Annotated in this window: 23 protein-coding genes; 5 read left to right on the top strand and 18 right to left on the bottom strand. The window is 70.7% G+C overall.

Features of this window, described 5'->3' with window-relative positions; all coding sequences use genetic code 11:
- Window positions 1-434: 434 nt before the first annotated feature.
- From tyrS to ACWEOW_RS08430, 16 genes are all read right to left on the bottom strand, one after another.
- Window positions 435-1,694, bottom strand: coding sequence for a tyrosine--tRNA ligase (gene tyrS, locus ACWEOW_RS08355; RefSeq protein WP_452268720.1), 1,260 nt, complete (start codon window positions 1,692-1,694; stop codon window positions 435-437).
- Between the two features lie 173 nt (window positions 1,695-1,867).
- On the bottom strand, window positions 1,868-2,533 hold the full coding sequence (locus ACWEOW_RS08360; protein WP_452268721.1) for a DNA-3-methyladenine glycosylase: 666 nt from the start codon (window positions 2,531-2,533) through the stop codon (window positions 1,868-1,870).
- A 70-nt stretch (window positions 2,534-2,603) separates the two neighbouring features.
- Window positions 2,604-4,052, bottom strand: coding sequence for an argininosuccinate lyase (argH, locus tag ACWEOW_RS08365; protein WP_452268722.1), 1,449 nt, complete (start codon window positions 4,050-4,052; stop codon window positions 2,604-2,606).
- An 18-nt stretch (window positions 4,053-4,070) separates the two neighbouring features.
- Window positions 4,071-4,556 (bottom strand): arginine repressor, encoded by a 486-nt coding sequence (gene argR / locus ACWEOW_RS08370; RefSeq protein ID WP_452268723.1) that lies wholly within the window; start codon window positions 4,554-4,556, stop codon window positions 4,071-4,073.
- Window positions 4,553-5,737, bottom strand: a complete 1,185-nt coding sequence (locus ACWEOW_RS08375) for an acetylornithine transaminase (RefSeq protein ID WP_452268724.1) — start codon at window positions 5,735-5,737, stop codon at window positions 4,553-4,555. The genes argR and ACWEOW_RS08375 overlap by 4 nt, the downstream gene beginning before the upstream one ends.
- 28 nt (window positions 5,738-5,765) lie before the next feature.
- Complete coding sequence (gene argB / locus ACWEOW_RS08380; protein WP_452268725.1) at window positions 5,766-6,740, bottom strand: acetylglutamate kinase; 975 nt, start codon at window positions 6,738-6,740, stop codon at window positions 5,766-5,768.
- A complete protein-coding gene (gene argJ / locus ACWEOW_RS08385) occupies window positions 6,737-7,900 on the bottom strand; it encodes a bifunctional glutamate N-acetyltransferase/amino-acid acetyltransferase ArgJ (protein ID WP_452268937.1) in 1,164 nt (387 codons plus the stop codon). Before argJ ends, argB begins: the two co-directional genes overlap by 4 nt.
- A 5-nt stretch (window positions 7,901-7,905) precedes the next feature.
- Window positions 7,906-8,949, bottom strand: coding sequence for an N-acetyl-gamma-glutamyl-phosphate reductase (gene argC / locus ACWEOW_RS08390; protein WP_452268726.1), 1,044 nt, complete (start codon window positions 8,947-8,949; stop codon window positions 7,906-7,908).
- 127 nt (window positions 8,950-9,076) lie between these two features.
- Complete coding sequence (gene pheT / locus ACWEOW_RS08395) at window positions 9,077-11,635, bottom strand: phenylalanine--tRNA ligase subunit beta (protein WP_452268727.1); 2,559 nt, start codon at window positions 11,633-11,635, stop codon at window positions 9,077-9,079.
- 1 nt (window position 11,636) lies between these two features.
- The gene (gene pheS, locus ACWEOW_RS08400) at window positions 11,637-12,737 is read right to left on the bottom strand and encodes a phenylalanine--tRNA ligase subunit alpha (RefSeq protein ID WP_452268728.1); all 1,101 of its coding nucleotides are present in this window, start codon (window positions 12,735-12,737) and stop codon (window positions 11,637-11,639) included.
- 200 nt (window positions 12,738-12,937) lie between these two features.
- On the bottom strand, window positions 12,938-14,065 hold the full coding sequence (locus tag ACWEOW_RS08405) for an ATP-binding protein (RefSeq protein ID WP_452268729.1): 1,128 nt from the start codon (window positions 14,063-14,065) through the stop codon (window positions 12,938-12,940).
- A gap of 37 nt (window positions 14,066-14,102) precedes the next feature.
- Window positions 14,103-14,906: a TrmH family RNA methyltransferase gene (locus ACWEOW_RS08410; protein ID WP_452268730.1), complete on the bottom strand. Its 804-nt coding sequence runs from the start codon at window positions 14,904-14,906 to the stop codon at window positions 14,103-14,105.
- Window positions 14,907-14,967: 61 nt separating this feature from the next.
- Window positions 14,968-15,354: a 50S ribosomal protein L20 gene (rplT, locus tag ACWEOW_RS08415; protein WP_452268731.1), complete on the bottom strand. Its 387-nt coding sequence runs from the start codon at window positions 15,352-15,354 to the stop codon at window positions 14,968-14,970.
- Window positions 15,355-15,453: 99 nt separating this feature from the next.
- Complete coding sequence (gene rpmI, locus ACWEOW_RS08420; RefSeq protein WP_452268732.1) at window positions 15,454-15,648, bottom strand: 50S ribosomal protein L35; 195 nt, start codon at window positions 15,646-15,648, stop codon at window positions 15,454-15,456.
- A gap of 105 nt (window positions 15,649-15,753) precedes the next feature.
- On the bottom strand, window positions 15,754-16,407 hold the full coding sequence (infC, locus tag ACWEOW_RS08425; RefSeq protein ID WP_452268733.1) for a translation initiation factor IF-3: 654 nt from the start codon (window positions 16,405-16,407) through the stop codon (window positions 15,754-15,756).
- Window positions 16,408-16,732: 325 nt separating this feature from the next.
- Window positions 16,733-18,073, bottom strand: coding sequence for an MFS transporter (locus ACWEOW_RS08430; protein WP_452268734.1), 1,341 nt, complete (start codon window positions 18,071-18,073; stop codon window positions 16,733-16,735).
- A 195-nt stretch (window positions 18,074-18,268) separates the two neighbouring features.
- Between ACWEOW_RS08430 and ACWEOW_RS08435 the strand changes: the two genes are divergently transcribed.
- Window positions 18,269-20,332 (top strand): elongation factor G-like protein EF-G2, encoded by a 2,064-nt coding sequence (locus ACWEOW_RS08435; RefSeq protein ID WP_452268735.1) that lies wholly within the window; start codon window positions 18,269-18,271, stop codon window positions 20,330-20,332.
- Between the two features lie 86 nt (window positions 20,333-20,418).
- Here the strand turns inward: ACWEOW_RS08435 and ACWEOW_RS08440 are convergent, their stop codons facing one another.
- Window positions 20,419-21,456: an NADP-dependent oxidoreductase gene (locus ACWEOW_RS08440; protein ID WP_452268736.1), complete on the bottom strand. Its 1,038-nt coding sequence runs from the start codon at window positions 21,454-21,456 to the stop codon at window positions 20,419-20,421.
- A 17-nt stretch (window positions 21,457-21,473) separates the two neighbouring features.
- On the bottom strand, window positions 21,474-21,908 hold the full coding sequence (locus ACWEOW_RS08445) for an organic hydroperoxide resistance protein (RefSeq protein ID WP_452268737.1): 435 nt from the start codon (window positions 21,906-21,908) through the stop codon (window positions 21,474-21,476).
- A 71-nt stretch (window positions 21,909-21,979) separates the two neighbouring features.
- Here ACWEOW_RS08445 and ACWEOW_RS08450 point away from each other — a divergent pair, with 71 nt between their 5' ends.
- The 4 genes from ACWEOW_RS08450 (at window position 21,980) to ACWEOW_RS08465 (ending at window position 25,363) form a co-directional block, all read left to right on the top strand.
- Entirely contained in the window at window positions 21,980-22,513 is a 534-nt protein-coding gene (locus ACWEOW_RS08450; RefSeq protein WP_452268738.1) for a MarR family winged helix-turn-helix transcriptional regulator, read from the top strand.
- Window positions 22,514-22,654: 141 nt separating this feature from the next.
- Window positions 22,655-23,380 carry a PadR family transcriptional regulator gene (locus ACWEOW_RS08455; protein WP_452268739.1) on the top strand — a complete coding sequence of 242 codons (726 nt, stop codon included), beginning with the start codon at window positions 22,655-22,657 and terminating at the stop codon, window positions 23,378-23,380.
- 175 nt (window positions 23,381-23,555) lie between these two features.
- Window positions 23,556-24,584, top strand: a complete 1,029-nt coding sequence (locus ACWEOW_RS08460) for an ATP-binding cassette domain-containing protein (RefSeq protein ID WP_452268740.1) — start codon at window positions 23,556-23,558, stop codon at window positions 24,582-24,584.
- Window positions 24,581-25,363 carry an ABC transporter permease gene (locus tag ACWEOW_RS08465; protein WP_452268741.1) on the top strand — a complete coding sequence of 261 codons (783 nt, stop codon included), beginning with the start codon at window positions 24,581-24,583 and terminating at the stop codon, window positions 25,361-25,363. Before ACWEOW_RS08460 ends, ACWEOW_RS08465 begins: the two co-directional genes overlap by 4 nt.
- The last annotated feature ends 68 nt before the right edge of the window (window positions 25,364-25,431 follow it).

Here is a 25,431-nt window from a genome sequence, read left to right on the forward strand (position 1 = left end):
GGTATTGGCATCGATTTTTGACACGCTGTTGAGTTCTCAAGAATCGGACACACACCATCACCCAGCCAAACGACCGGACTCCGGGGCAACCCTTCTAACTTACCCGCCGCGCCCATGGAAGTCAACCTGTGAGCCACCCTGTAGGGCGGTCAGATCGCACTCGCCTGATGGCGGCGGACCCACGTCCGAGCGCACCGGATCACCGGTGTCTCTTCGGCTGGGTGTCTGCCCCGGGACCGGCCTACTTCGCGGGCGATTCCTCGCCGCCGCTGTGGCGTCCGTTCCTCCCTGTCGGGCTGACGAAGAGAACATTAGCCCGGCCCCGCCGCGAAACACAAATCGCGACCCCCGGCTGCACGCTGAAGGGGCGGATTCCGTTGCGTCACAACGGAATCCGCCCCTCTGGAGCTCGCCCAGGCTGGCGGCGAGCCTGTTCAGGCCTTGCGCGCCGCCGCGAGGTTCCTTCGGCCGCGCTTGATCACCGCCACGGAGCCGTGCAGGAAGTCCTCGTCGGCCAGCACGAGCTCGGGATCGGTCACTTTGACGTTGTTGAGCGACGCCCCGCCGTCGCCGATCGCCCTGCGGGCGTTGTTGCGTGAGTCGACGAGCCCGACCGCCACGAGGGCATCGACGATCGTCGTGCCCACCGGAACCTGCGCCCCGGGCAGCTCTGCCGTCGCGTCGTCGAGCGTCCGCGCGTCGAGAGCGGTCAGCTCCCCCTTGCCGAACAGAGCCTCGGAGGCAGCCTGCACCGCCGCTGTGGCGCCAGCGCCGTGCACGAGGGTTGTGACGTCTGCGGCCAGGATCCTCTGGGCCGTGCGCCGGAACGGCTCCTCGGCGACCTGCTGCTCCAGCTCGGCGATCTCCTCGGGCGTCCGGTCCGTGAAGACCTTGAGCAGCTTCACGACCGACGCGTCCTCGACGTTGATCCAGTACTGGTAGAAGGCGTACGGGCTCGTCATCTCCGCACTGAGCCAGATCGCGTTGCCCTCGGACTTGCCGAACTTGGTCCCGGCGGCGTCGGTGAGCAGCGGGGTCGTGAAGCAGTGCACGCCGGCCCCCTCGACCCGATGCACGAGATCGACCCCGGCTGTGAGGTTGCCCCACTGGTCGGCGCCGCCCGTCTGCAACGTGCACCCGTGGGCACGGTAGAGCTCGAGGAAGTCGAGCGCCTGCAGGATCTGGTAGCTGAACTCGGTGTACGAGATCCCCTGCTCGCTCTCGAGGCGCGCGGCAACGGCGTCCTTGCGGACCATCTGGTTGACCCGGAAGTGCTTGCCGATGTCACGCAGGAAGTCCAGGGCGGTGATCGGCGCGGTCCAGTCGAGGTTGTTGACGAGGAGCGCGGCGTTGTCGCCCTCGAAGGCGAGGAACGGTCGCACCTGCTGCTGGATCCGCGCGACCCAGTCGGCCGTCTGCTCCTTCGTCTTGAGCACGCGCTCCGACGTCGGCTTGGGGTCACCGATGAGCCCGGTCGACCCGCCCACCAGGCAGATCACCCGATGTCCGGCCCGCTGGAAGTGCCGCAGCACGACGAGCTGGACCAGGTTGCCGAAGTGCAGTGACGGCGCGGTCGGGTCGAAGCCGCAATACATCGTGATCGGTCCCTGCGCGAGTGCCTGACGCAGCGCCGCCTCGTCGGTGGACTGTGCCACCAGGCCGCGCCACTGCAGCTCGTCCAGGATGTCGGTCACGGGTATCGGTGTCCTCTCGCCGTCGTCAGGTGGGCTCTCCCCACGCGCACAGCCTGCCCTACGCGGCCGCCGGCGGGCCAATAGGTTGCCGACGGTCCCGCATGCTGGTTGGCATGCTTTAGGCGCCTCGCTTCGCTGCGGCGCGTGCCACTCCGATTCTTCCCTGGCGCCCGTCAGGCCTTGCCCTCCTCCGCTCCGCTCACGGCGCGCCGGTTCCGAACGACGCCGGGGCGGTAGGCGGACACGTGGCGGTCGTCTCGGATCCAGAACCGCCACGGGTATGCCGTGCCGTCGCCACCCGCCCCGCTCACCCCCACACGCGGCCCGACACCGATCTGGCCTGCACGCACAGGTTCCCGGGCCCCGGACACAACCAGCTCGATCGGCTCCCCGAGCGCCGGCCGGCAGAAGTCCAGGCCGCTCTGCGCACCGGACAGCGCGAGCGCCTGGCCGAGCCGTCCCGGCCCCCTGGCCCAGTCGCGCTCGCTCGCCGTGCCACGCCTGGAGCGGACGAGCTCGTGTCCGGCGACCACCTCACCCGCCCTGACGAGCACAGCCTCAGCCGTACCGGCCTCGCCGACGACGAGGTTCAGGCACCAGTGGTTGCCGTACGTGAAGTACACGTACGTGAAACCGGCCGGCCCGAACATCGGCCTCGTGCGCGTGGTCATCCCCCGGAACGCATGGGAGCCTGGGTCCCGCTCACCGGCATACGCCTCGAGCTCGGTCAGCCGGATGGCGACGTCACCGTAGGCCACGTGGCAGCCGAGCAGGTCTGGGGCGACGTCCACGGCGGGGCGCGCGAAGAACTCGCGCGGCAGGCGGTCTTGGGCGCTCACGCGGCCCACCGTAGCCGCCGCAGGCGCTGTCACTGTGACTTGCTCGACGCCCGCCCACGCGCACGTCGCGTCAGACGCCGGCCTTCACCCACGTGCGTGCGAGGGAGGCGCGCTCCGTGGCCGCGACGAGCTGCTCCGCGACCCGGACCGGCGCGGTGCCCCCGACGGCGTCCCGCGACGCCAGTGACCCCTCGACCGACAGGACGCTGCGGACCCGGGGCGTCAGGTGCTCGCTGATCCGGGCCAGATCGTCGTCGGTGAGGTCCCACAGCTCGATCCCGCGCACCTCGCAGTCGCGCACGCAGGCGCCGGCGACCTCGTGAGCGACGCGGAACGGGACACCCTCGCGGACGAGCCACTCGGCGATGTCGGTCGCGAGGGCGAAGCCTTGAGGGGCGAGCGACTCGAGACGGTCGGTGTGGAACGTCAGCGTTGCCACCATCCCGGAGAAGGCCGGCAGGAGCACTTCGAGGGTGTCGACGGCGTCGAAGACCGGCTCCTTGTCCTCCTGGAGGTCGCGGTTGTACGCAAGGGGCAGCGCCTTGAGCGTTGTCAGCAGGCCGGCGAGGTCGCCGACGAGTCGTCCGGCCTTGCCCCGGGCAAGCTCGGCGACATCGGGGTTCTTCTTCTGAGGCATGATGCTCGACCCGGTCGAGTAGGCGTCGTCGAGCGTGACGAAGGAGAACTCCTTGGTTGCCCAGATGACGACCTCCTCGGCGATCCGCGAGATGTCGACTGCTGTCATCGCCGCCACGAACGCGAACTCGGCCACGAAGTCGCGGGAGGCAGTGCCGTCGATCGAGTTCTCCACCGCTCGGGCGAAGCCGAGGTCCTTGGCAACGAGCTCCGGGTCGAGCCCGAGCGACGACCCCGCGAGCGCGCCGGACCCGTAGGGGGAGGCGTCGGTACGGACATCCCAGTCGCGGAGCCGGTCGACATCCCGCAACAGCGCCCACACGTGGGCCAGCAGGTGGTGGCTGAGCAGGACGGGCTGCGCGTGCTGCAGATGGGTGCGGCCGGGCATCGCGACACCGAGGTGCTGCCTCGCCTGGGCCACCAGGGCATCGACGACGTCGAGGACGAGCCCACCGACGACTCGGGCATGCTCGCGCAGGTACATCCGGAACAAGGTGGCCACCTGGTCGTTCCGCGACCGTCCGGCGCGCAGGCGCCCGCCGAGGTCGGGACCGACCCGGTCGATGAGTCCTCGCTCGAGGGCCGTGTGCACGTCCTCGTCGTCGCCTGCCGGCTGGAACGCGCCCGACCGGACGTCGGCCTCGAGGCGGTCAAGGCCGTCGAGCATCCCGATCAGGTGGTCCTCGGTGAGCAGGCCCGCTGCGTGGAGCACGCGGGCGTGCGCCCGCGACCCGGCGATGTCCTGCGGGGCGAGGCGCCAGTCGAAGTGCGTGCTCTTCGACAGGGCCGCCAGCGCCTGGTCGGGACCGCCGGAGAAGCGACCACCCCACAGGCTCACTCGCGCCCCGGCGTCCTGCGCCTCGTGCTCCGCGTCGGTCGTCATGGTTCTCCTCCGGTCGGGTCAGTCTCGCGTGCCGGCGAGGGCCTGGAGCCGCTCCGCCACCGCGGTCGCGCGCTTGGCGCCGACGGTCACGATCATGATGGTGTCGTCGCCGGCGATGGTGCCGACGACGTCCGGGTCGCGGGTCTGGTCGATCGCGGACGCGAGGTAGTTCGCGGCTCCCGGCGGGGTACGCAGCACGACGAGGTTGGCCGCGGGGGTCGCCGACACGAGCAGCTCCTCGCAGGTGCGCCGCAGCCTGGCGGAGGCGGAGTCCCCCAACGACCCCACGGCGGTCACCTCTCCGCCTTCGCCTGGGACGGCATACACGAGCGAGCGACCACGGCGCACCTTGACGGCGCCGACCTCGACGAGGTCACGCGACAGCGTCGCCTGCGTCACCTCCGTGCCCTCGGCGACGAGCAGGTCGGCGAGCTCTCCCTGGCTGTGGACCGCATGATGGCGAAGCAGCTCGACGATGCGTCGCTGCCGCTGTGTCCGGCTCATGAGGCAGCCTCGCCCGCGGTCGCCAGGATGCCCGGGAGCGCGTCGACGAAGCCCTGGAGCTCGTCCTCGTGGAGGACCAGTGGCGGGGCGAGGCGAAGCGCCGTCGGGGTGACCGCGTTGACGATGAAGCCGACGTCGCGGGCGGCCGTCATCGCCGCCGACGAGGGTATGCCGTCCAGCTCGACCGCGCGCAGGAGCCCGCGGCCACGCGTCCCGGAGACGCCGGCAACGTCGAGGTCGTCGAGCAGGGCCCCGACACGGTTGACGTTGTCGAGCAGCCCGTCGCGGTCGATCGTGTCGAGCACGGCGAGACCGGCTGCGCAGGCGAGGGGGTTGCCGCCGAAGGTCGTCCCGTGCTGGCCGGCGGTCAGCATCCCGGTGACCTCGGCGCCGAAGGTCACCAGTGCCCCGATCGGCACGCCGCCGCCGAGGCCCTTGGCCAGGGTCATGGCGTCGGGCACGACACCCGAGCGCTGGTGGGCGAACCAGTCCCCGGTGCGCCCGACGCCCGTCTGGATCTCGTCGAGCACGAGCAAGGCGCCGTGGCTGCGGGTCACCTCGCGGGCCAGCCGCAGATAGCCGTCCGACAGCTCCTGCACCCCGGCCTCGCCCTGGATGGGCTCGACGAAGACGGCCGCCGTCGTGTCGTCGACGGCAGCTCGCAGCGCAACCTCGTCGCCCGGTGGCACGAAGACGACGCCCGGGATGAGCGGCTCGAACGGCTCCCGGTAGGCGGCCTTGTGGGTCAGCGCGAGCGCACCTGTGGACCGCCCGTGGAAGGACCCTTCGAGCGCCACGATCCGGGACCGTCCGGTGCGGCGGGACAGCTTGATGGCGGCCTCGGTGGCCTCCGTCCCGGAGTTGGCGAAGAAGACGCCCGAGCCGTGCTGGGCTCCCGCGAGGACCAGCAGGCGCTCGGCGAGCCGGATCGCCGGCTCCGAGGTGAAGAAGTTGGAGACGTGGATGGCCGACTCGGCCTGCTTGGCGACGGCCTGGACGAGAGCCGGGTGCCCGTGGCCGAGCGCGTTGACGGCGATCCCCGAGAGCAGGTCGAGGTATCGCTTGCCATCGACGTCGGTCACCCAGCAGCCGTGGCCGGAGGCGATGACCAGCTGCGGGGTGCCGAAGACCTGCACCATCGCGCTGGAGTAACGCTCGAGAAACTCACTACCGGTGCTCATGCGAGGTCACCATCCTGAGAAGGCCATGTCATGGTGTGGACCTGATGTCGGGAAGCACCATCGTGCCGATGCCTTCGTCGGTGAAGATCTCGAGCAGGATGGAGTGCGGCTTGCGGCCGTCGACGACGTGTGTCTGGGGAACGCCCCCCTCGACGGCTCGGATGCATGCCTCCAGCTTGGGCACCATGCCCTCGTCGACCCGCCGCAGCAGCGCCTTGGCCGCCGTGACGTCGATGGTCGACAGGAGCGAGCCACGGTCCGGCCAGTCCGCGAAGATGCCTTCCACGTCGGTGAGCACCACGAGCTTCTCGGCGCCGAGGGCGACGGCTATGGCCGCGGCCGCCGTGTCCGCGTTGACGTTGAGGATCTGGCCCTCGACATCGAGGTCCGGGGCGACAGTCGAGACCACGGGGACCCGGCCGGCGTCGAGGATGTCGATGATCGCCGAGGGGTTCACGCTCTCGACGTCCCCGACGAGGCCGAGGTCGACCTCCTCGCCGTCGACCACGGTGCCGCGCCGGCGGGCGCCGAGCAGCCCGGCGTCCTCGCCGGAGAGGCCGACGGCGATCGGGCCGTGCTGGTTCAGCAGACCGACGAGCTCGCGCCCGACCTGGCCTGTGAGGACCATGCGGACGATGTCCATGACCTCTGGGGTCGTGACGCGCAGGCCGCCCCGGAACTCGCTCTCCAGCCCGACGCGCTCGAGCATCGCCTTGATCTGGGGACCGCCACCATGGACGACCACCGGCCGCAGACCGGCATACCGGAGGAAGGCGATGTCCTCGGCGAACGCAGCCTTCAGTGCCTCGTCGACCATGGCGTTGCCGCCGTACTTGACGACCACGAGTGCCCCACGGAAGCGCTCGAGCCAGGGCAGTGCCTCGACCAGGGTCGCGGCCTTGGCGCCGGCCACCCGGATCGCTGCGGCGTCGATGAGGCCTCGGAGGTTCTGGTGCGCGGGCAGGGCGGGCGAGGTCGGGCCCGATGCCGAGTGTGCGGTCATGTGCTGTAGGCCGAGTTCTCGTGGACGTAGTCGTGGGTGAGGTCGTTGGTCCATACAGTCGCGGTCTGTGCGCCGGCATGAAGGTCGACGAGGACGTGCACCTCGCGTGGCGCGAGGTCGACGAGAGAGCGGTCCTCGCCGACGCCACCCGCGCGGCAGACCTGGACGCCGTTCATGGTCACGTCCAGGGCGGCAGGGTCGAATGCCGCCTTGGTCGTGCCGACCGCTGCAAGGACGCGCCCCCAGTTGGGGTCGTTGCCGAAGATGGCGCACTTGAAGAGGTTGTTGCGGGCCACCGCCCGGGCGACCTCGAGAGCGTCGTCGACCGTGGCCGCGTTGCGCACATCGATGGCGATGTCGTGCGACGCTCCTTCGGCGTCACCGATGAGCTGTCGCGCGAGGTCGCTCGACACCTCAGTCAGGGCCTGGGTGAGCTCCTCGCGGTCGGCTGCGACGCCCGAGGCGCCCGAGGCCAGCACCACGACGGTGTCGTTGGTCGACATGCAGGCATCGGAGTCGATGCGGTCGAACGACACCGCTGTGGCCGCGCGCAGAGCGGCATCGAGATCGTCGGCGGTGACGACGGCGTCGGTCGTGATGACGACGAGCATCGTGGCCAAGGCCGGGGCGAGCATGCCTGCGCCCTTGGCCATCCCGGACACCGACCAGCCTGCGCCCACGTGGCTCGCGACCTTGTGGACGGTGTCGGTCGTCATGATCGCGACGGCAGCGTCCGTGTGGCCCTCGGGTGACAGTGCCGCAGTGGCCAGGTCGACGCCGGTCAGGAGCTTGTCCATCGGGAGCAGCTCGCCGATCAGGCCCGTCGAACAGACGACGACGTCACCCGCGGACACCCCGAGAGTGGCTGCGACGTGCTCTGCGGTGCGGTGCGTGTCGAGGAAGCCCTGGGCTCCGGTGCAGGCATTGGCGCCGCCCGAGTTGAGCACCACGGCATCGACCCGGCCGTCGGACAGCACCTGCCGGGACCAGGTCACCGGCGCCGCCTCCACACGGTTGCTGGTGAACACGGCGGCCGCGTGATGGTCCGGGCCGTCGTTGACGACGAGCGCGAGGTCCGGCCTGCCGCTCGCCTTCAGCCCGGCCGTGACGCCCGCCGCGCGGAACCCCCGGGGCAGCTGCACGGTCGCCTGGGTCGTCATTCCGGTCACGGCGCCACGCCCGTCCGAGGGAGCCCGAGCGTCTCCTCGAGGCCGAGGGCGAGGTTGGCGCACTGGACGGCGGCACCGGCGGTGCCCTTGGTCAGGTTGTCGACGGCCGAGACGACGACCACCCGGCCGACACGCTCGTCCACAGCCACCTGGAGGTCGACATTGTTGCTGCCCACGACACTCGCAGTCGCCGGCCACGATCCTTCCGCGAGCACGTGGACGAAGGGCTCAGCGGCGTACGCCTTCTCCCAGGTCGTGCGGACCTGGGACGGGTCGACACCGGCGCGCAGACGAGCGGTGGACGTCGCGAGGATGCCTCTGGGCATCGGCGCCAGGGTCGGGGTGAACGACATGGTCACCGGCTGGCCCGCTGCTCGCGAGAGGTTCTGCTCGATCTCGGGGGTGTGGCGGTGCACTCCCCCGACCCCGTAGGGCGACATCGAGCCCATGACCTCGCTGCCGAGCAGGTGCGGCTTCAGAGACCGGCCGGCACCCGACGTGCCGGACGCGGCGACCACGACGATGTCGTCGGGCTCGAGCAGACCGGCCGCGAGTCCCGGCGCGAGGGCCAGCGAGATGCCGGTCGGGTAGCAGCCCGGGACGGCGACCCGGCGAGCGCCCGAGAGGCGGTCCCGCTGCGTGCTGCCGTCGGGCGCTGGGAGCTCGGGGAGGCCGTACGGCCACGAGCCGGCATACGGCGTGTCGTAGAAGGTCGTCCAGGCCGACGCGGAGTCGAGCCGGTGGTCGGCGCCGCAGTCGATCACCACGACGTCGTCGGGCAGCTCGGCCGCGAGCGCGGCCGAGTGACCGTGCGGCAGCGCGAGGAAGACGACGTCATGGCCCGACAGCGTCTCGAGGCCGGTCTCCTCGATGACGCGGTCGGCCAATGGGCGCAGGTGCGGGTGGACGCCCCCGAGTCGTTCACCCGCGCTGCTGGCCGCCGTGACGGCGCCGACCTCGAACTGCGGGTGGGCGAGCAGCAGCCGAAGGATCTCTCCTCCGGCGTAACCGCTCGCCCCCGCAACTGCTGCCCTGATCACAATGCATGACTATACACATCGATGCATAGTCCTGCATCCCAACCCAGCAGCAACACACCCGGAGAGCTCCGCAACGTTGCACCTATGGCGAGCTCACGGTTTCCGGGTGTGTTGCGGGGCGGGGGCGTCAGCGCTGGATGGCTCCGGTGGCCGAGGCCGCGGCCGCGACCGCCGCGTCGCGGAAGCCGTTGACCTCGTCGGTCGTCAGCGTCCGGTCGGCCGCGCGGAACGTCAGCCGGTACGCCAGAGACCGGTGGCCGGCCTCGATCCGCTCGCCCTCGTAGACGTCGAAGAGCGTCACGGACTCGAGGGACTCCCCCGCACCCGCGCGCAGCGCGTCCTCGACGTCGGCGGCCGCGACCTCGGACCGCACGAGCAGCGCGATGTCGGTGAGCGCCGGCGGGAACGTGGAGAACTCCACAGCCTGCACGGCCCGGTCGCTCGCCTCGGTCAGCACGTCGACGTCGAACTCGGCCGCGACCGTGCGGGCCGGCAGGTCGAGCGCCGCGAGCACCTTGGGGTGCAGCTCGCCCGCGTGCCCGACCAGCGTTCCATCCTCGAGCGTGATCCGTGCACACCGGCCCGGATGCCATGGCGCGTGGCCCGGGTCGTTGTCGACCCGGACGGACACAGCCAGCGCCGCCGCAACACTGCGCACAGCCTCCACCGCGTCGCTCCAGTCGGCGGCTCGCCCGGCACCCCACCAGCCGGCCTGCTCGACCAGCCCGCTCGCGATGACGGCACCGTGGCGCGGCTGGGCGGGGACGGCGGCATACAGCTCCTCGAGCGCGTCCTCCGAGGGTCGTGCCGACACCGTCGGGATCGGAGCCCTGCCGAGCGGCCCATGGGGCCGGAAGACCAGCCCGAGCTCGAACAGCGCGATGTCCTTGTGCCCGCGTGAGACGTTTCGTCGCAGGGCGTCCACGAGGCTCGCCAGCACGGACGTGCGCAGCAGCGGCCGCTCCTCGGAGAGCGGGTTGGCCAGGCGAACGGCCAGTCGGCGGTCGTCGTCGGGCGGCAGCATCAGCTGGTCCGCAAGCTCATCGGAGACGAACGGGTAGGTCAGGACCTCGGTGAAACCCACGCCCGCCAGCGCATCTGCGACCACCCGCCGGACCTCTTGGCCATGGGTGAGCCCATGCCCCTCGCTCGGGGTAGGCGTCACCGACGGGATGTTGTTGTACCCGTCGATCCGCGCGACCTCCTCGGCGTAGTCCGGCCCCGGCGAGTCATTGACGAGGTCAGGCCGCCACGACGGTGGCGTCACGTCGACGTACCGCAGGTCGCCCGTGTCGGCCACCTCACAGCCGAGGTCTCGAAGGATCTGCACGACCCGGTCACGGGAGTAGTCGACCCCGACGATCCGGGTCGGCTCGGTCACGTCGAGGCGGTATGCCGCCGGGCTCGTCGTGCGGTCCACATCAGTCACGCCCGGGTCGGCAGCACCTCCGCCGTGGGTGACCAGAAGGTCGACGGCCAGCTGCGCGGCAGCCGCCGACGCCTGCGGGTCGACGCCACGCTCGAACCGCTTGGACGCCTCGGTGACGAGCTTGTGCCTCCGCGAGGACCGCGCGATCGACGTCGGGTCGAAGTGGGCCGCCTCCACGAGCACGTTCGTCGTCGTCGCCGTGACCTCGGAGGACGCGCCGCCCATGACGCCGGCGATGCCGAGCACGTGCTCACCTCCGTCGGTGATGAGCAGGTCCTCGACGTCGAGGGCACGCTCGACGTCGTCGAGCGTCGTGAGCCTCTCTCCGAGGCGAGCGCGCCGCACGACGATCGGGCCGCGGAGCTGGTCCAGGTCATAGGCGTGCAGCGGCTGGCCCACGGCGAGCATGACGTAGTTCGTCACGTCGACGGCGAGGCTGATCGGGCGCATGCCCATCTCGGCGAGGCGCTTCTGCATCCAGGCGGGCGAGGGACGCGAGGCGTCGACGCCCCGGACGACCCGTGCGACGAAGCGGTCACAGCCGTCGGCGCCGTCGATCGGCGCCTCGTCCTTCAGCTCGACGCCGTACCCGTCGCCGTTGGGGTCCGGGGTCTCGATGTCGACCGGGTCGCGGAACCCGCCGGCGGGGCTGCCCTGGCTGTGCCAGTACTCACGCGCGAGCCCGCGCACCGAGAAGCAGTAGCCGCGGTCGGGCGTGACGTTCGCCTCGATCGTCTCCTCGCCCAGGCCGAGCAGGGCGATCGCGTCGTCACCGGGCCGAACGTCCGCCACATGGTCGGCGCCGAGCAGCCGAGGCAGCACGATGATGCCCGAGTGGTCGTGCCCGATCCCGAGCTCGTCCTCCGCGCAGATCATGCCGTTGGACATGCGGCCGTACGTCTTGCGGGCGCTGATGTGGAAGCCCCCGGGCAGCATCGCACCCGGCAGGGACGTGACCACGAGGTCGCCCACCTCGAAGTTCGTCGCGCCGCAGACGATCTCCTGGTGGATGCCCTCGGTCTCCATCTGGCCGTGCTCGCCCACGTCGACCACGCAGAACCGGATCGGCTTGCCGTTCTTCTGGACCTGCTCCTCGAACTCGAGGACCCGCCCGACGACGACCGGACCGGTGATGTCGCCCCCGTGGAGGTCCTCCTCCTCGAGGCCCACCGACACGAGCGAAGCGGCCACGTCGGCACCCCTGGCACCGGGCGCGAGATCGGTGTACTCGGCGAGCCACGTCAGTGGTGCGCGCATGTCAGACCACCCTCCCGAACTGCTGCGAGAACCGGACGTCGCCCTCGACCATCTGGTGCATGCCCTGGACGCCGTGGCGCAGCATGAGTGCCCTTTCGATTCCCAGCCCGAAGGCGAAGCCCGAGTAGACGTCGGGGTCGATCCCGCAGGCGCGAAGCACCTTCCGGTTGACCATCCCCGAGCCGCCCAGCTCGATCCAGCCGGACCCGCCGCAGGTCCGGCACTCGCCCGGCGCGGCCTGACCGTGGCAGACGAAGCAGACGAAGTCGGTCTCCATCGACGGCTCGGTGAACGGGAAGTACGAGCAGCGCACCCGGGTGCGGGTGTCCTCGCCGAACATGATCCGCACGAACGCGTCGATGGCGCCGCGAAGGTGCGCCATCGTCAGGCCCTTGTCGACCGCGAGGCACTCGATCTGGTGGAAGACGGGCGTGTGCGTCGCGTCGAGGTCGTCGGTGCGGAAGACCTTGCCGGGAGCCACGATGTAGATCGGGGGCGTGCGGGTCAGCATGCTGCGGATCTGCACCGGCGAGGTGTGGGTGCGCAGGACCATCCCCGAGTCGACCGGGTCGAGGAAGAAGGTGTCCTGCATCTGCCGTGCCGGATGGTCGGGGCCGAGGTTGAGCGCGTCGAAGTTGAGCCACTCCCCTTCCAGCTCCGGCCCTTCGGCGACCTCGTAGCCCATGCCGACGAAGGCGTCGGCGAGGCGCTGCGCGACCAGCTCGATCGGGTGCCGCGCGCCGCGCTGGCGGCGGTCCGTCGGGACGGTCACGTCGACGCGCTCCTCGACCAGGATCCGCTCGTCGCGCTCGGCCTCGAGCTCCCCTTGGCGGGCCGAGATCGCCTGGCTCACGCGACCGCGGGCCTCGCCGACCCGCTTGCCCGCGTCCGCCTTGGCGCTCGGCGGAAGAGCGCCGATCTCTCGGTTGGCCAGGGCCAACGGGCTCTTCTCGCCCTGGTGCTCGAGTCGCGCTGTCTTGAGCTCGTCGAGGTTCGTCGCCCCGGCGATCGCGGTCAGGGCGGCCGCCACGGCGGCCTCGATGTTGGCCGGGTCGAGTGCTGAGACCTCGACCGGGTCGTAGTTCGTGTTGGGTCCGGACATCGGCGTGCGTTCGCTGCTCTCGTCGGGGAAGGTTCTGGATCGGGCTGGCTGGTGCTGGGATCGGCTGGTTCGTGCTGAGTGTTGTGGCTGGTGCGCCGGGCCCCGCCGGCGCCCTTGGTGCCCGCGAGGACGGCCCGCCACGACAGGTCGGGCGGGCGTGCGAAACAGTCTAGGGGCGGCGTCGAGCCGTTTCTCGTGGGCTACGAGCCGACGACGTCGGGCACCCCGGACGGCAGCCGCACGACAAACCGGGCCCCACCGGCGTCGTTCTGGTCGGCGACGACCGAACCCTGGTGGGCTTCGACGAGCCCCCGCACCACGTATAGGCCAAGGCCGGTGCTCGCGTTGGACGGGCCGTGCCAGAACCGGCCGAAGATCTTCTCGCGGTCCGCCGCGGGGATACCTTCTCCCTCGTCGTCGACGTGCACCACGACCGACTCTGTCGCCGCGCCCATCGGCCCGTCACGGTCGAGCGTCACCGTCACCCGGCCGTCCCCGTGCTGGAGGCCGTTCTCGATGAGGTTGAAGAAGATCTGCTCGAGCCGGTCGGTGTCGGCCCACATCTCCGGAAGGCCCTCGGTTGCGGCCCGCTCCCCCAGCCGCAGCTGGACCGCACCGCTCGACCGGCCGAGCTCGTGCCGCACCACGTGCTTCTTGAGCAGGGCCTGAAGATCCACCGGCCCGAGCCGCAGGTTGAGGCTGTGCGAGTCGAGGCGGGAGATGTCGAGCAGCTCGGTGATCAGGCGGGTCAGGCGCTTCGCGTCCGCCTCGATGGTCTCGATCATGAGCCGCTTCTGCTCGTCGGTGAAGCGGTCCCAGCGACGGAGCAGGCTGCTCGTGAACCCGGTGACGGACGTCAGCGGGGCCCGCAGCTCGTGGGCCACGGTGGACAGCACCGTCGCCTGGTCTCGCTCCGCGCGCTGCCTGGCCTCGGCGTCACGGAGCCCGATCAGGACCCGCTCCAGCCGGTCGTCCTGGCTGGAGTGGATGTAGCGCGCGGTGACGAGCACGTCGTGGCCCTTGGGCGCGACGAGAAGCTTCTCGCGATGGCCCGGGCTCGACGTCAGACCTCCCCAGGGATCCGTGTGCGCCCACCAGTCGCGCCCGTACTTGTCCGTGAACGGGAGCCCCTCGAGCAGCGGGCGGTCCTGCACGTCGGCCCGCTCGCACCTGAGGATCCGGAGGGCCTCGCGGTTGACGAACCGGATCCTGCGGTCACCACCGACCACGACGAGCCCGTCCGGCAGCAGCTCCCCCAACATCCCGACCGGCGCCATCGCAGCCGCCGACTCGGGCAGGTGATCGCCGGCTCCGTCGACGGAGGTCATGTTGGGAAGGATAGCGACGTGCGCCCGGGCTGGCTGCTCAACGACGAGCGCGACGCGCCTCGGCAGAGGCGTACAGACACACGGTGGCCGCCATCGCGAGGTTGAGCGACTCGGCATGTCCGTAGATCGGCACGCGCACCACGTCGTCGCAGGCGTCGCGCACCTGCTCGGGCAGCCCCCAGGCCTCGTTGCCCATCACCCAGGCGTGGGGGCGGGCGAGATCCGCGTCGTGCAGCAGCGTCGACCCGGCGCCGTCGGCCGCGAGCAGGGCCACCCCTCGCTCGCGGAGAGCGGCCACGATCTCGGGGACGGTCGCTCCGACACTGACCGGAAGGTGCCACAGCGACCCGACGGTCGAGCGGACCACCTTGCTGTTGTAGATGTCCACGCTCGCGTCGCTGACGATGACGGCGTCGGCGCCGGCGGCGTCGGCGCCGCGGATCACCGTGCCCGCGTTGCCCGGGTCACGCACGTTCGTCAGGACGCACACGAGCGCGTCGGGCGGGAGGTCCGCGAGGGCCACGTCGAGCGGGACGTCGAGCATCCGGCATACGGCGGCGATGCCCTGCGGGGACTCCGTGTCGCACATCGCGGCGAGCACTTCGGGGCTCACCTCGTGCACCCACAGTCGCGCGGCCGTTGCCGACGCGACGATCGAGGTATGCCGGGTGGCCGCCTCGGGCGTGACATAGACGTCACGCACGAGCTCGGGACGGAAGGCGACCGCCTCGCGGACCGCCTGCGGACCCTCGGCGACGAACTCGCCGGTGCGCGAACGCGCCGAGCGCCGGGACAGCGCCCGCACTGCCTTGACCCGGTCGGAACGGGTGTTGGTCAGCACGGGGTGTCCCGGCGCCCGGTGATGTCGTGTGCCTGTGACGGCGTGAGGTCGGGGGTCGACCTCAGGCGGCGTCGCCGGCCTTGTCGGCAGCCGCGGCGACATTCGCGCGGGACAGCTCGACGAGGGCGGTGAAGGCCGGCGCGTCGTTGACGGCCAGGTCCGCGAGGATCTTGCGGTCGACCTCGACACCGGCGGCCTTGAGGCCCTGCATGAACCGGTTGTACGTCATGCCGTTCGCGCGGGCCGCAGCGTTGATCCGCTGGATCCACAGGCGACGGAAGTCACCCTTCTTGGCGCGACGGTCACGGTAGGCGTAGCCCAGCGAGTGGGTGACCTGCTCCTTGGCCTTGCGGTAGAGACGCGACCGCTGCCCGCGGTAGCCGCTCGCGCGCTCGAGGACGACGCGACGCTTCTTCTGGGCGTTGACCGCCCGCTTCACGCGTGCCACGTGAATACTCCTTCTCTGCGTGACGCAGTGCTTGGTGCTGCTGGCTTACCGAGACGGACCCGGTTGCTCAGCGAGATGCTGATGGTTGGGTGTCTCGGCTCACTTGCCGAGGAGCTTCTTGACCTTCTTGGCGTCGGCCGGCGCGACCTCGACGTCGCCGGCGATGCGGCGGGTGTAGCGCGACGACTTGCGCTCGAGCAGGTGGCGACCGCCGGCCTGCTCCCGCATGACCTTGCCCTTGCCGGTCAGTCGGAACCGCTTCTTCGCACCGCTGTGCGTCTTCATCTTCGGCATGGTGGCCGATCTCCTTCGTGTTGCGTGCGTACGGGGACGTACGTGGTCAGTGGGGCGGGCCTGTCGATCTGCTCGGTAGGCCCGCCGGAAGTCACTGGGCGCCGGTCACTCGGCGGCCGCGGTGGCCTCGTCGTTCTGCTCTGCGGCCGGCGCCTCAGCGATGATGGTGCCGGTCTGCTGCGCGGGGATTGCCTCGGTGGGTGAACCAGTGGGTGCCTCGGTGGGTGCCTCGGTGGGTGCCTCGGTGGCAGCGCGGTCGCGTGCGCGTCGCTGCTCGGCCCTGGCCTCCGCCTTCTTCTTCGTCGGCCCGATCACCATGATCATGTTGCGGCCGTCCTGCTTCGGGGCCGACTCGACATAGCCGAGCTCGGCGATGTCCTCGGCCAGCCGCTCGAGCAGACGACGCCCGAGCTCCGGTCGCGACTGCTCGCGGCCACGGAACATGATCGTCACCTTGACCTTGTCACCGGCCTTGAGGAACCGCTCGACGTGGCCACGCTTGGTGCCGTAGTCGTGCGGGTCGATCTTCGGACGGAGCTTGATCTCCTTGATGACGGTGTTGACCTGGTTCTTGCGTGCTTCCCGTGCCTTCATGGCGGCTTCGTACTTGAACTTGCCGAAGTCCATGAGCTTGGCGACAGGCGGCTTGGCCATCGGGGCGACCTCGACGAGGTCGAGGTTCGCCTCCTCCGCCAGACGCAACGCGTCCTCGACGCGGACGATGCCGACCTGCTCGCCGTTAGGGCCAACCAAACGCACTTCCGGGACCCGGATGCGCTCGTTGATGCGAGGCTCGCTGATGTGGTGCTCCTAAGTTTGATGAATGGTGTGACCTACGGGGTACTGCGTCGTGCTTGCCGACCACAACGAGAAAAGGCTCCCCGTGCGTGCACGAGGAGCCCAAGGTGACGCGTGGCGAAGGATGCCTTCGCGGCACGCGGCTCGCCGGTCTCACGCCACGAGGGCGCTGCTCCGACGAGCGGACCTTGACCCGGCAACCGTGTGGTCGACGCGGGTGGAAGCGAGCTTCTCTTGCACTCCGTCGTCTCGCCTCCGCGCGAGGCGGGTGCGGGATGACGGCTGGTCAGTGATCCATGTTAGCAGCCGGGACCACGTGGTCCGAATCGACGACGTGCACCGACGGCCCGCTGGAGACATGGGACGGGCCATGGCGGTGGCGCGAGACGACCAGGCCGAGGCCGGCGATGACCACGCCGAGGGCGGAGACGACGACGAAGCCCCATTGCCACCCGCCGCGGTCGATCGCGAAGCCCGCGACCGGCGCGCCGATGGCGGACCCGGCCGTCATGGCGGAGCCGTGCCAGCCCATCATCTCGCCCCGGTGGCGCTCCGGGACGAGCCGGCTCAGCTGCTCGACGGTGGCCGTGATCGTCGGCGCGCAGAGCAGGCCGGAGATGGTGATGAGCACTGCGAAGGCAGGAACACCGCTCGCCAGCGCGACCGGGGCCGTGGTCGCCGCGAGACCGGCGAGGAGCCAGAAGACCGAGATCGAGCGGTGCCACGCGCCGTAGACGAGGCCGCCGACCAGCGAGCCGGCGCCCCACAGTGCCAGGACCCAGCCGATCGAGCTCGTCTGCCCGAAGGAACGTAGGGCCGCGACGATGGAGACGTCGGTGCCGCTGAGGACCAGGGTCGAGCACAGGGCCGCCAGGTAGACGGCCGCGACGCCGATGGTGATGAAGCCGCGGAACGCGCGCCCGTGAGGCGGCTCGACGGCGACCGGGCCATCGGACACGGCACCGTCGGCGATGACTTCTGCACGCGCGCCCTCGCCGAGCTCCTCGCCGGAGGCGGCGGGGTCGTCAGCCGGATGTTCGGCGCCCACCGACCGCAGCGGCGGGTTGACGAACCACAGCACGAACCCGGCGGCCGCGGAGGCGAGCTCGCAGACCAGCAGGGCCCACCCGGTGTCCCACGCCGTCGCCAGCCACACCCCGATGGCCGGGCCGGCCATGAACGACAGCTCCGTCGCGGACGAGTCGAGGGACAGCGCCGTCCGGCGCTGGTCGCTCGGCACCGACCGGATGATGACCTGGCGCAGGATCGAGAAGGTCGGCACGACGAACAGGCCCGCGAGCGCGGCGAACGCGATGAGCGGCGCATAGGAGACCCACGGGGCGATCGACCAGCACACGACCTGGACGACGAGCGAGGGCCCGACGGTCCGCCGCAGGCCGATCCGGTCGAGCAGCCGCCCGCGCCAGGGACCCGAGATCGCCACGGCGAGGGTCGAGGCCGCCGTGACAAGGCCGGCCTCGCCGTAGCTGCGGCCGAGCGAGGTCACGACGTGCAGTGTGAGGATGACGGCACCGGCCCACATCGGGACACGGATGAAGAACCCGAGCACGAGAGCGTTGCGGGTGTCGCGGTTCGCGAGCACCGGTCGGTAGGCCCCCAGGTTCATGACGCCAAGCCTGTCACCCGTCGCCGACGGCGCGCACATCGATTCACCCACGCCCTGCGCTCCGGTCCTCGCGCGGGGTCCGGTGCCGCCGGAGAGCCGGCCGATCATCGTCCGGAGGCGCGGCGACGACGCATGTGCGACGGCATACAACGTCGGGATCTTGTAACCGGCTGTTAACAGGAGAAAGGTGGGGTCATGGCGCGAGCAACCGGCAGATCAGAACTTCCTGCGGCCCCCAACCCCGCCTCGCCGCAGGACATCCGCAACGTCGTGCTGGTCGGTCCCGGCGGGGCCGGAAAGACCGCACTCTTTGAGGCTCTCGTCGCAGCAAGGGTGCCCGGACAGCGTTCCGGCACACCCGAGCACGTGCGAACGACGAGCCTCACCGCTGCCTCCTTCGAGAGCAACGGCGTCAGCCTCAACCTCCTCGACACCCCCGGTTATCCCGACTTCGTCGGCGACCTGCGCGCTGGGCTGCGCGCTGCCGATGCGGCGATCTTCGTCGTCTCCGGCGCCGACGACATCGACCGGCCGGTCTCACTCCTGTGGCGTGAGTGCGCCGCAGTCGGCATGCCGCGCGCCGTCGCCGTCACGCACCTCGACCAGCCCCGCGCCGACTTTGCCACCACGGTCGAGGTGTGCCGCCGCACGTTCGGTGACGCGCAGGCCACGCACTGGCCGGTCGTGAAGGAGGGCGAGGTGACCGACGTGGTCGGGCTGCTCACCGAGGCGGGCCCGGAGCACGAGGACGCGCGCAACGCCCTCATCGAGTCGGTCATCGAGGAGTCCGAGGACGCGACCCTGCTCGACCGCTACCTCGAGGGCGAGGTGATCGAGACCGACGCCCTCATCGCCGACCTGCGCACCGCGATCGCCCACGGGACCTTCTTCCCGATCCTGCCGGTCGCCCCTCTCACCGGCGCCGGCGTCGACGACCTGCTCGGTCTTGTCGAGCGCGCGTTCCCCGACCCCAGCATCCATCCCCTGCCCGCCGTGACGACGCCCGCAGGCGGAGCGATCAGCGGGGTCGCCTGCGACCCGTCGCAGCCGCTGGTGGCCGAGGTCGTGCGCACGACGACCGATCCGTACGTCGGGCGTCTCTCGCTCGTCCGGGTCTTCGCCGGCACGCTCCGCGTCGACGACACCGTGCACGTGTCGGGCCACCTCGGTGACTTCGTCGGCCGTGAGGTGGCGGGGCACCCCAGCCACGACGACGACGAGCGCGTCGGCCCTCTGGCCGCCCCGTTCGTCGACACGCACCGCCCCCGCGGCACCGCGATCGCGGGCGACATCGTCCTCGTGTCGAAGCTGACCCGCGCCGAGACGTCGGACAGCTTGTCGTCGAGCGACCGGCCGTCCGTCGTGGCGCCCTGGCTGCTGCCTGAGCCGCAGCTGCCGGTCGCGATCCGAGCAGCGACCAAGTCCGACGAGGACAAGCTCGCGGGCGCCCTGCAGCGCCTGGTCGCCGAGGACGTGACGATGCGCATGGAGCACTCGCCGGAGACCGACCAGGTCGTGCTCTGGACGATGGGCCAGGCGCACGTCGACGACCTCATCGGACAGCTGGCCGAGCGCTACGGCGTGACCGTCACGGCGGAGCCCTACCGCACCGCGCTGCGCGAGACGTTCGTGCGCAAGTGCTCGGTGCAGGGACGCCACGTCAAGCAGTCCGGCGGCCACGGGCAGTATGCCGTGTGCTCCATCGAGATCGAGCCGCTTCCTCGAGGGGCAGGGTTCGAGTTCGTCGACAAGGTGGTCGGCGGCGCCGTGCCACGGCAGTTCATCCCGTCGGTCGAGAAGGGCGCACGCCTTCAGCTCGAGAAGGGGCTCCTCACCGGACACCCGGTGGTGGACGTGCGGATCACCCTGACCGACGGCAAGGCCCACTCGGTCGACTCCTCGGACGTCGCCTTCCAGACGGCCGCCGCCCTCGCGCTGAAGGAGGCCGCCAACGAGTCGACGATGGCACTGCTCGAGCCGATCGACCGGGTCGACATCACGACGGCGGACGAGTATCTCGGCGCGGTCATGTCCGACCTGCGAGGTCGCCGTGGGCAGGTGCTCGGGACCGAACCCGCCGACGGGCTCGGCGACGACGGGGGCTGGACGGTCGTGCACGCCGAGGTCCCGCAGGCGGAGCTCTCGCGTTACCCGATCGACCTGCGTTCCGTGTCGCACGGCACGGGATCGTTCGTGCGCGAGCCGGTGCGTCACGACCTGCTGCCGGCGGACAAGGCGAAGGAGCTGTTCAAGAGCTGACGCCAGTCGGCCCCAGCCACCCTGAGCATCACCTCGACGACGCCCGCCTCGCGGTGCGCGCGGCGGGCGTCGTCGCCTGCTCGGAGTCAGAGCCGGACGAGCATCTTGCCCAGGTTGTCGCCACGCAGCACGCCGAGGAAGGCGTCTACGGCGTGCTCGAGCCCGTCCACGAAGGTCTCCCGCGACGTGAGGGTCCCGTCGGCGAGCCAGCCTGCGGCGCGGGCGGCATACTCGGCGGCGAGGTCGTAGTGGTCGCCGACGAGGAAGCCGCGGATGGTGCCGCGGGTCTGGATCAGGCGTGACAGGTTCCGGGGGCCCGGCGGGGGCTCGGTCGCGTTGTAGGCGGAGATGGCGCCGCAGATCGCGATCCGGCCGCCGAGCCGCAGCGACCCGATTGCGGCCTCGAGGTGGTCGCCGCCGACGTTGTCGAAGTAGACGTCGATCCCGTCCGGCGCAGCGTCCCGCAGCAGCCGGGAGACCTTCCCGTCCCGGTAGCTGAAAGCCGCGTCGAAGCGGAGATCGTCGAGCACGTGGCGCACCTTCTCGTCGGAACCGGCACTGCCGATGACGCGAGATGCCCCGAGCGCCTTGGCCACCTGGCCGGCCACGCTCCCCACGGCGCCGGCGGCGCCGGACACGAACACGACGTCGCCCGTCTTGACCGGGGCGATCCGGGTGAGGCCCGCGTATGCCGTGAGGCCGGTCATGCCGAGGACGCCGAGGTACGCCGACGCGGGCGCCACCGTCGTGTCGACGACACGTGCCGAGCCGGAGTCCACGACAGACACCTCGCGCCAGCCCAGCCCGTGGAGGACGTGGTCCCCGACCGCGAACCCGTCGGCGCGGGACTCCTCGACGACGCCGACCGCACCTCCGTGCATCGCCTGCCCGAGCGCGTAGGGCTCGGCGTACGACTTCGCGTCGCTCATGCGTCCACGCATGTAGGGGTCGACCGACATGACGACGTTGCGGACCCGGACCTGGCCCTCCCCGAGCGCGGGCAGGTCGCTCTCGACGACGGAGAAGTCCTCTGGCCGGGGCCATCCGACGGGGCGGCGCTCGAGCCGAACCTCTCGCGACCGTTCGCTCGATGACGGAATCGACTGGGGCACAGTGCTGCTCACGTCCATTGCCTCCTCGCTCACGCGATCACGAGCTCGACCGGGATGTTGCCGCGGGTCGCGTTGGAGTACGGGCAGACGCGGTGCGCGGTCTCGACCAGGTCGCGGCCGAGGTCGGCGTCGATACCCTCCGGAAGCTCCACGTTGAGGATGACGCCCAGGCCGAAGCCGTCACGGGCGTTGCCCGAGAAGCTGACGTCGGCCGTCACCGCGGCGTCGAAGTCCTCGACCCTCCGGCGGCGCGCGACGAGCGCCAGCGCGCTCGCGAAGCATGCGGCATACCCGGTGGCGAAGAGCTGCTCGGGGTTGGTGCCCTCGCCCGTCCCGCCGAGCTCGCGCGGCGCGGCGAGCGTCACGTCGAGGCGGCCGTCGGACGTGGCGGCCCGGCCCTCTCGACCTGACGCGGTCGCCGAGGCGACGTAAAGGGCCTTGGGACGGTCGGTGACGGTGGTCATCGTGCTCCGCTTCTCTCTAGTGTCTATGGCGCACAATTGAGTTGTGCACAACTGAATTGTATGCTCGACACATGAGTCCTGCCAAGTCGCCGCCGCGCGGGTCGGCCCCGATCGCCATGGACCGGAACACGGCTTCACCGGAGCGGGCCGCTCCGCCGGTGGCCGCCGACCTCCGGCTCGACGCCCAGATCTGCTACGCCATGCACACGACCGTGCGAGCCTTCGACGCCGTCTACCGGTCGCTGCTCAAGGAGCACGGCCTCTCCTACCCGCAGTACATCGCCCTCATGACGATCGGCGAGCACGGTGCCCTGACCGTCGGCGAGCTCGGGGACCTCATGCGCCTCGACTCAGGCACCCTGTCGCCGCTGCTCAAGCGGATGGAGGCCGCCGACCTCGTCGGCCGCCATCGCGACCCCGACGACGAGCGCCGAGTCCGCGTCGAGCTCACTCCCGCTGGACGCGAGCGCCTGACGGCGGTGGCCGGCATACCCCGGGCGATCGTCGAGCGCAGCGGCCTCGACCGCGCCCGCCTCGCCGAGCTGCGCAGCACGCTCCGAGCCCTGGTCGACACGCTCGAGGACGACACCGCCCCGGTCGTCTGAGGCTGCCTGGATGATGTGCCGGCACCCGCCACGACGCGCCGGCAGCGGTCGCCGGACGACGTCTCGAGCGCGACCAACAGACCTCTTGCACGGAGCCTCCAGTTCGAATACTCTGAGTCAAGTATTCGAACTGGAGGACTCATGACCCGCCGCCGCGTCAACAACCCACTGGCCCTGGCGGTGCTCGCCTGCCTCGGGGAGCGGCCGATGCATCCCTACGAGATCAGCCAGACGCTGCGCCACCGCGGCAAGGAGAAGAGCATCAAGCTCAACTACGGCTCGCTCTACTCCGTCGTCGCCGCCCTCGAGAAGCACGGCCTCATCGTCGAGCAACAGCGGATCCGCGAAGGCAACCGCCCGGAGCGCACGGTCTACGCGATCACGCCCGCTGGGGCCGACGAGTTCGAGGACTGGCTGTCCGAGCTGCTCAGCACCCCGACGGACGACCCGTCGTCGCTCGAGTCGGCGCTGTCGCTCATGGCCGGCCTCCCGCCCGACCAGGCGGCGCTGCTGCTGCTCGAGCGGGTCAACCGGCTCGACCTCGAGCTGCTCAGCATCAAGTCCGCCAACGACTGGTCCCGCGACCACGGGCTCCCCGAGATCTTCCTGGTGGAGAGCATCTTCCGGGAGACCATGCTGCGTGCCGAGCGGGAGTATGCCGCCGCGCTCGCATCCGACATCCGCTCCGGCGCCCTCGGGGGCGCCAAGGCCTGGCGCAAGCTCCACGAGCTGAGGGCCTCCGGTGAGTCGATGGACCAGATCCTCGCCGATCCCGTCCGCTACCTCGGAGAGGAGGGACGCATCCTCGCCGAGATGGACGCCTTGGGCGCCGGCGGCGAGCCGCCGGCCTCAGCACCAGGAGACTGAGCCGGCGCACCCTCGACCCGGCGCGGCAACGCCGGGCCGAGGGCCATTCCTCGAGCTGGTCGATGCGACCTGCCACATGGGCACTCAAGGCACACCACGAGCCTACGGCAGCAGTGTCGACCGACTCCCCCATCAGCGCCTCGCGCGTCCGCGCGGAGCCACCGAAGGAGTCACCATGACGCAGCACCCCGTCGCGGCCGCCACGGTCGCGACCCAGAGCTCACCACCCGGTGAGACCTGGGCGATCGAGGCCGTCGGCCTCGTCAAGACGTACTCGGCCGGGCGCCGCAAGCCGCCGGTTCGGGCCCTCGACGGACTCACCCTTCGGGTCCGGACTGGCGAGGTGTTCGGCCTGCTCGGGCCGAACGGCGCCGGCAAGTCGACGACCGTCCGAATCCTTTCCACGCTCTCCCGACCGGACTCCGGCACCGCCCGGGTCGCAGGTCACGACGTGCTCGCCGACCCCTCGGCCGTGCGCCACGCGATCGGGCTCGTGTCGCAGAAGCCGAGCGCCGCACCGCTGATGACGGGTCGGGAGAGCCTCGAGATGGCCGCCCGCATCCAGGGCATGAGCCACACCGAGGCACGGCACCGGTCCGACGAGCTTCTCGAACGGTTCGGGCTCGCCGAGGCCGCCGACCGCCTCACGAAGACGTACAGCGGCGGGATGAACCGCAAGCTCGATGTCGCCATCGGTCTCGTCAACCGGCCGGCGGTGCTCTTCCTCGACGAGCCGACGACCGGCCTGGACCCAGAGGCCCGGGCCGAGATGTGGGCCGAGATCGCACGCATGGCGTCCGTGGACCGGATGACGGTGCTGCTCACGACCCACTACCTCGACGAGGCCGACCACCTGTCCGACCGCCTCGCGATCGTCGACCACGGCCGGCTCGTGGCCCAGGGCTCACCGGACGAGCTCAAGAGCGAGCTGCGAGGCGACAGCCTCGTCTTCGAGCTCGCCGACCCGGCATCGGGATCCGTTGCAGCACAGCGACTCTCGCAGCTGGACTCTCTTGTTGACATCGTCCACGAGGGACGCACGGTTCGCGCCCGGGCCGACCGCGGCGCGAGCGTGATCCCGACCGCGCTGGCGGTGCTCGAGCAGGGCGGCCTCGACGTCAGCTCCGCCACGCTGGCCCGGCCGTCGCTCGACGACGTGTACCTGCGCCATGCCGGCCGCGCGTTCGAGGAGGTGGCATCGTGACCACCCTCGTGACGCACTCGGCCCTCATGACGAGGCGGTCGGTCAGCTCGCTCGTGCGCCAGCCGGCCTTCGTCGTCATCACCCTCGTGCAGCCCGCCATCTGGCTGCTGCTGTTCGGGGCGCTGTTCCAGAGTGCAGTGCAGATTCCAGGTTTCGGGGCCGCCGGCCAGTCGTACCTCGAGTTCCTCACCCCTGGGGTCGTCATGATGACGGCGCTGTTCTCGGCGGCGTGGGCGGGCACGCAGTACATCGAGGACATGAACCTCGGCGTCATGGACCGCCTGCTCGCCTCCCCAGTGCGGCGTGGCGCCCTGATGAACGGCACCATCGCCTACCAGAGCATCACGTGCATCGTGCAGACCTCCGTGATCGTCGTCATCGCGTATGCCGCCGGCGCCCGTTTCGACAACCCGCGCCCCGGCATACTCCTGACCTTCCTTGCGGCGGTGCTGCTGACGATCGTGTTCGCGGCGCTGAGCAACGCGGTCGCCCTGCTCGCCAGGGACCAGAACGCCCTCATCGGCATCAGCCAGCTGCTGTCGCTTCCGCTGGCGTTCGTCTCCTCCGCGATCATGGACCCGGAGCTCGCGCCGTCCTGGCTGCAGACCGTCGCGACGTACAACCCGCTCGACTGGGCTGTCGTGGTGAGCCGGGAGGCGCTGTCGTCCGCAACCGACTGGGCAGCGGTGTGGCCACGCCTCGGAGCTCTCGCAGCCCTCGCCGCCATCATGAGCTGGCTCGCGACGAAGGCCTTCGCGGCGTACCAGCGCTCGCTCTGAGGCCAACGCCGTGGTACGCGAGTGACGGAGCGCCCACTCGACCAGGTACGGGCCGGCGGCGTGGTACG

The organism is Monashia sp. NPDC004114, from assembly GCF_053603855.1.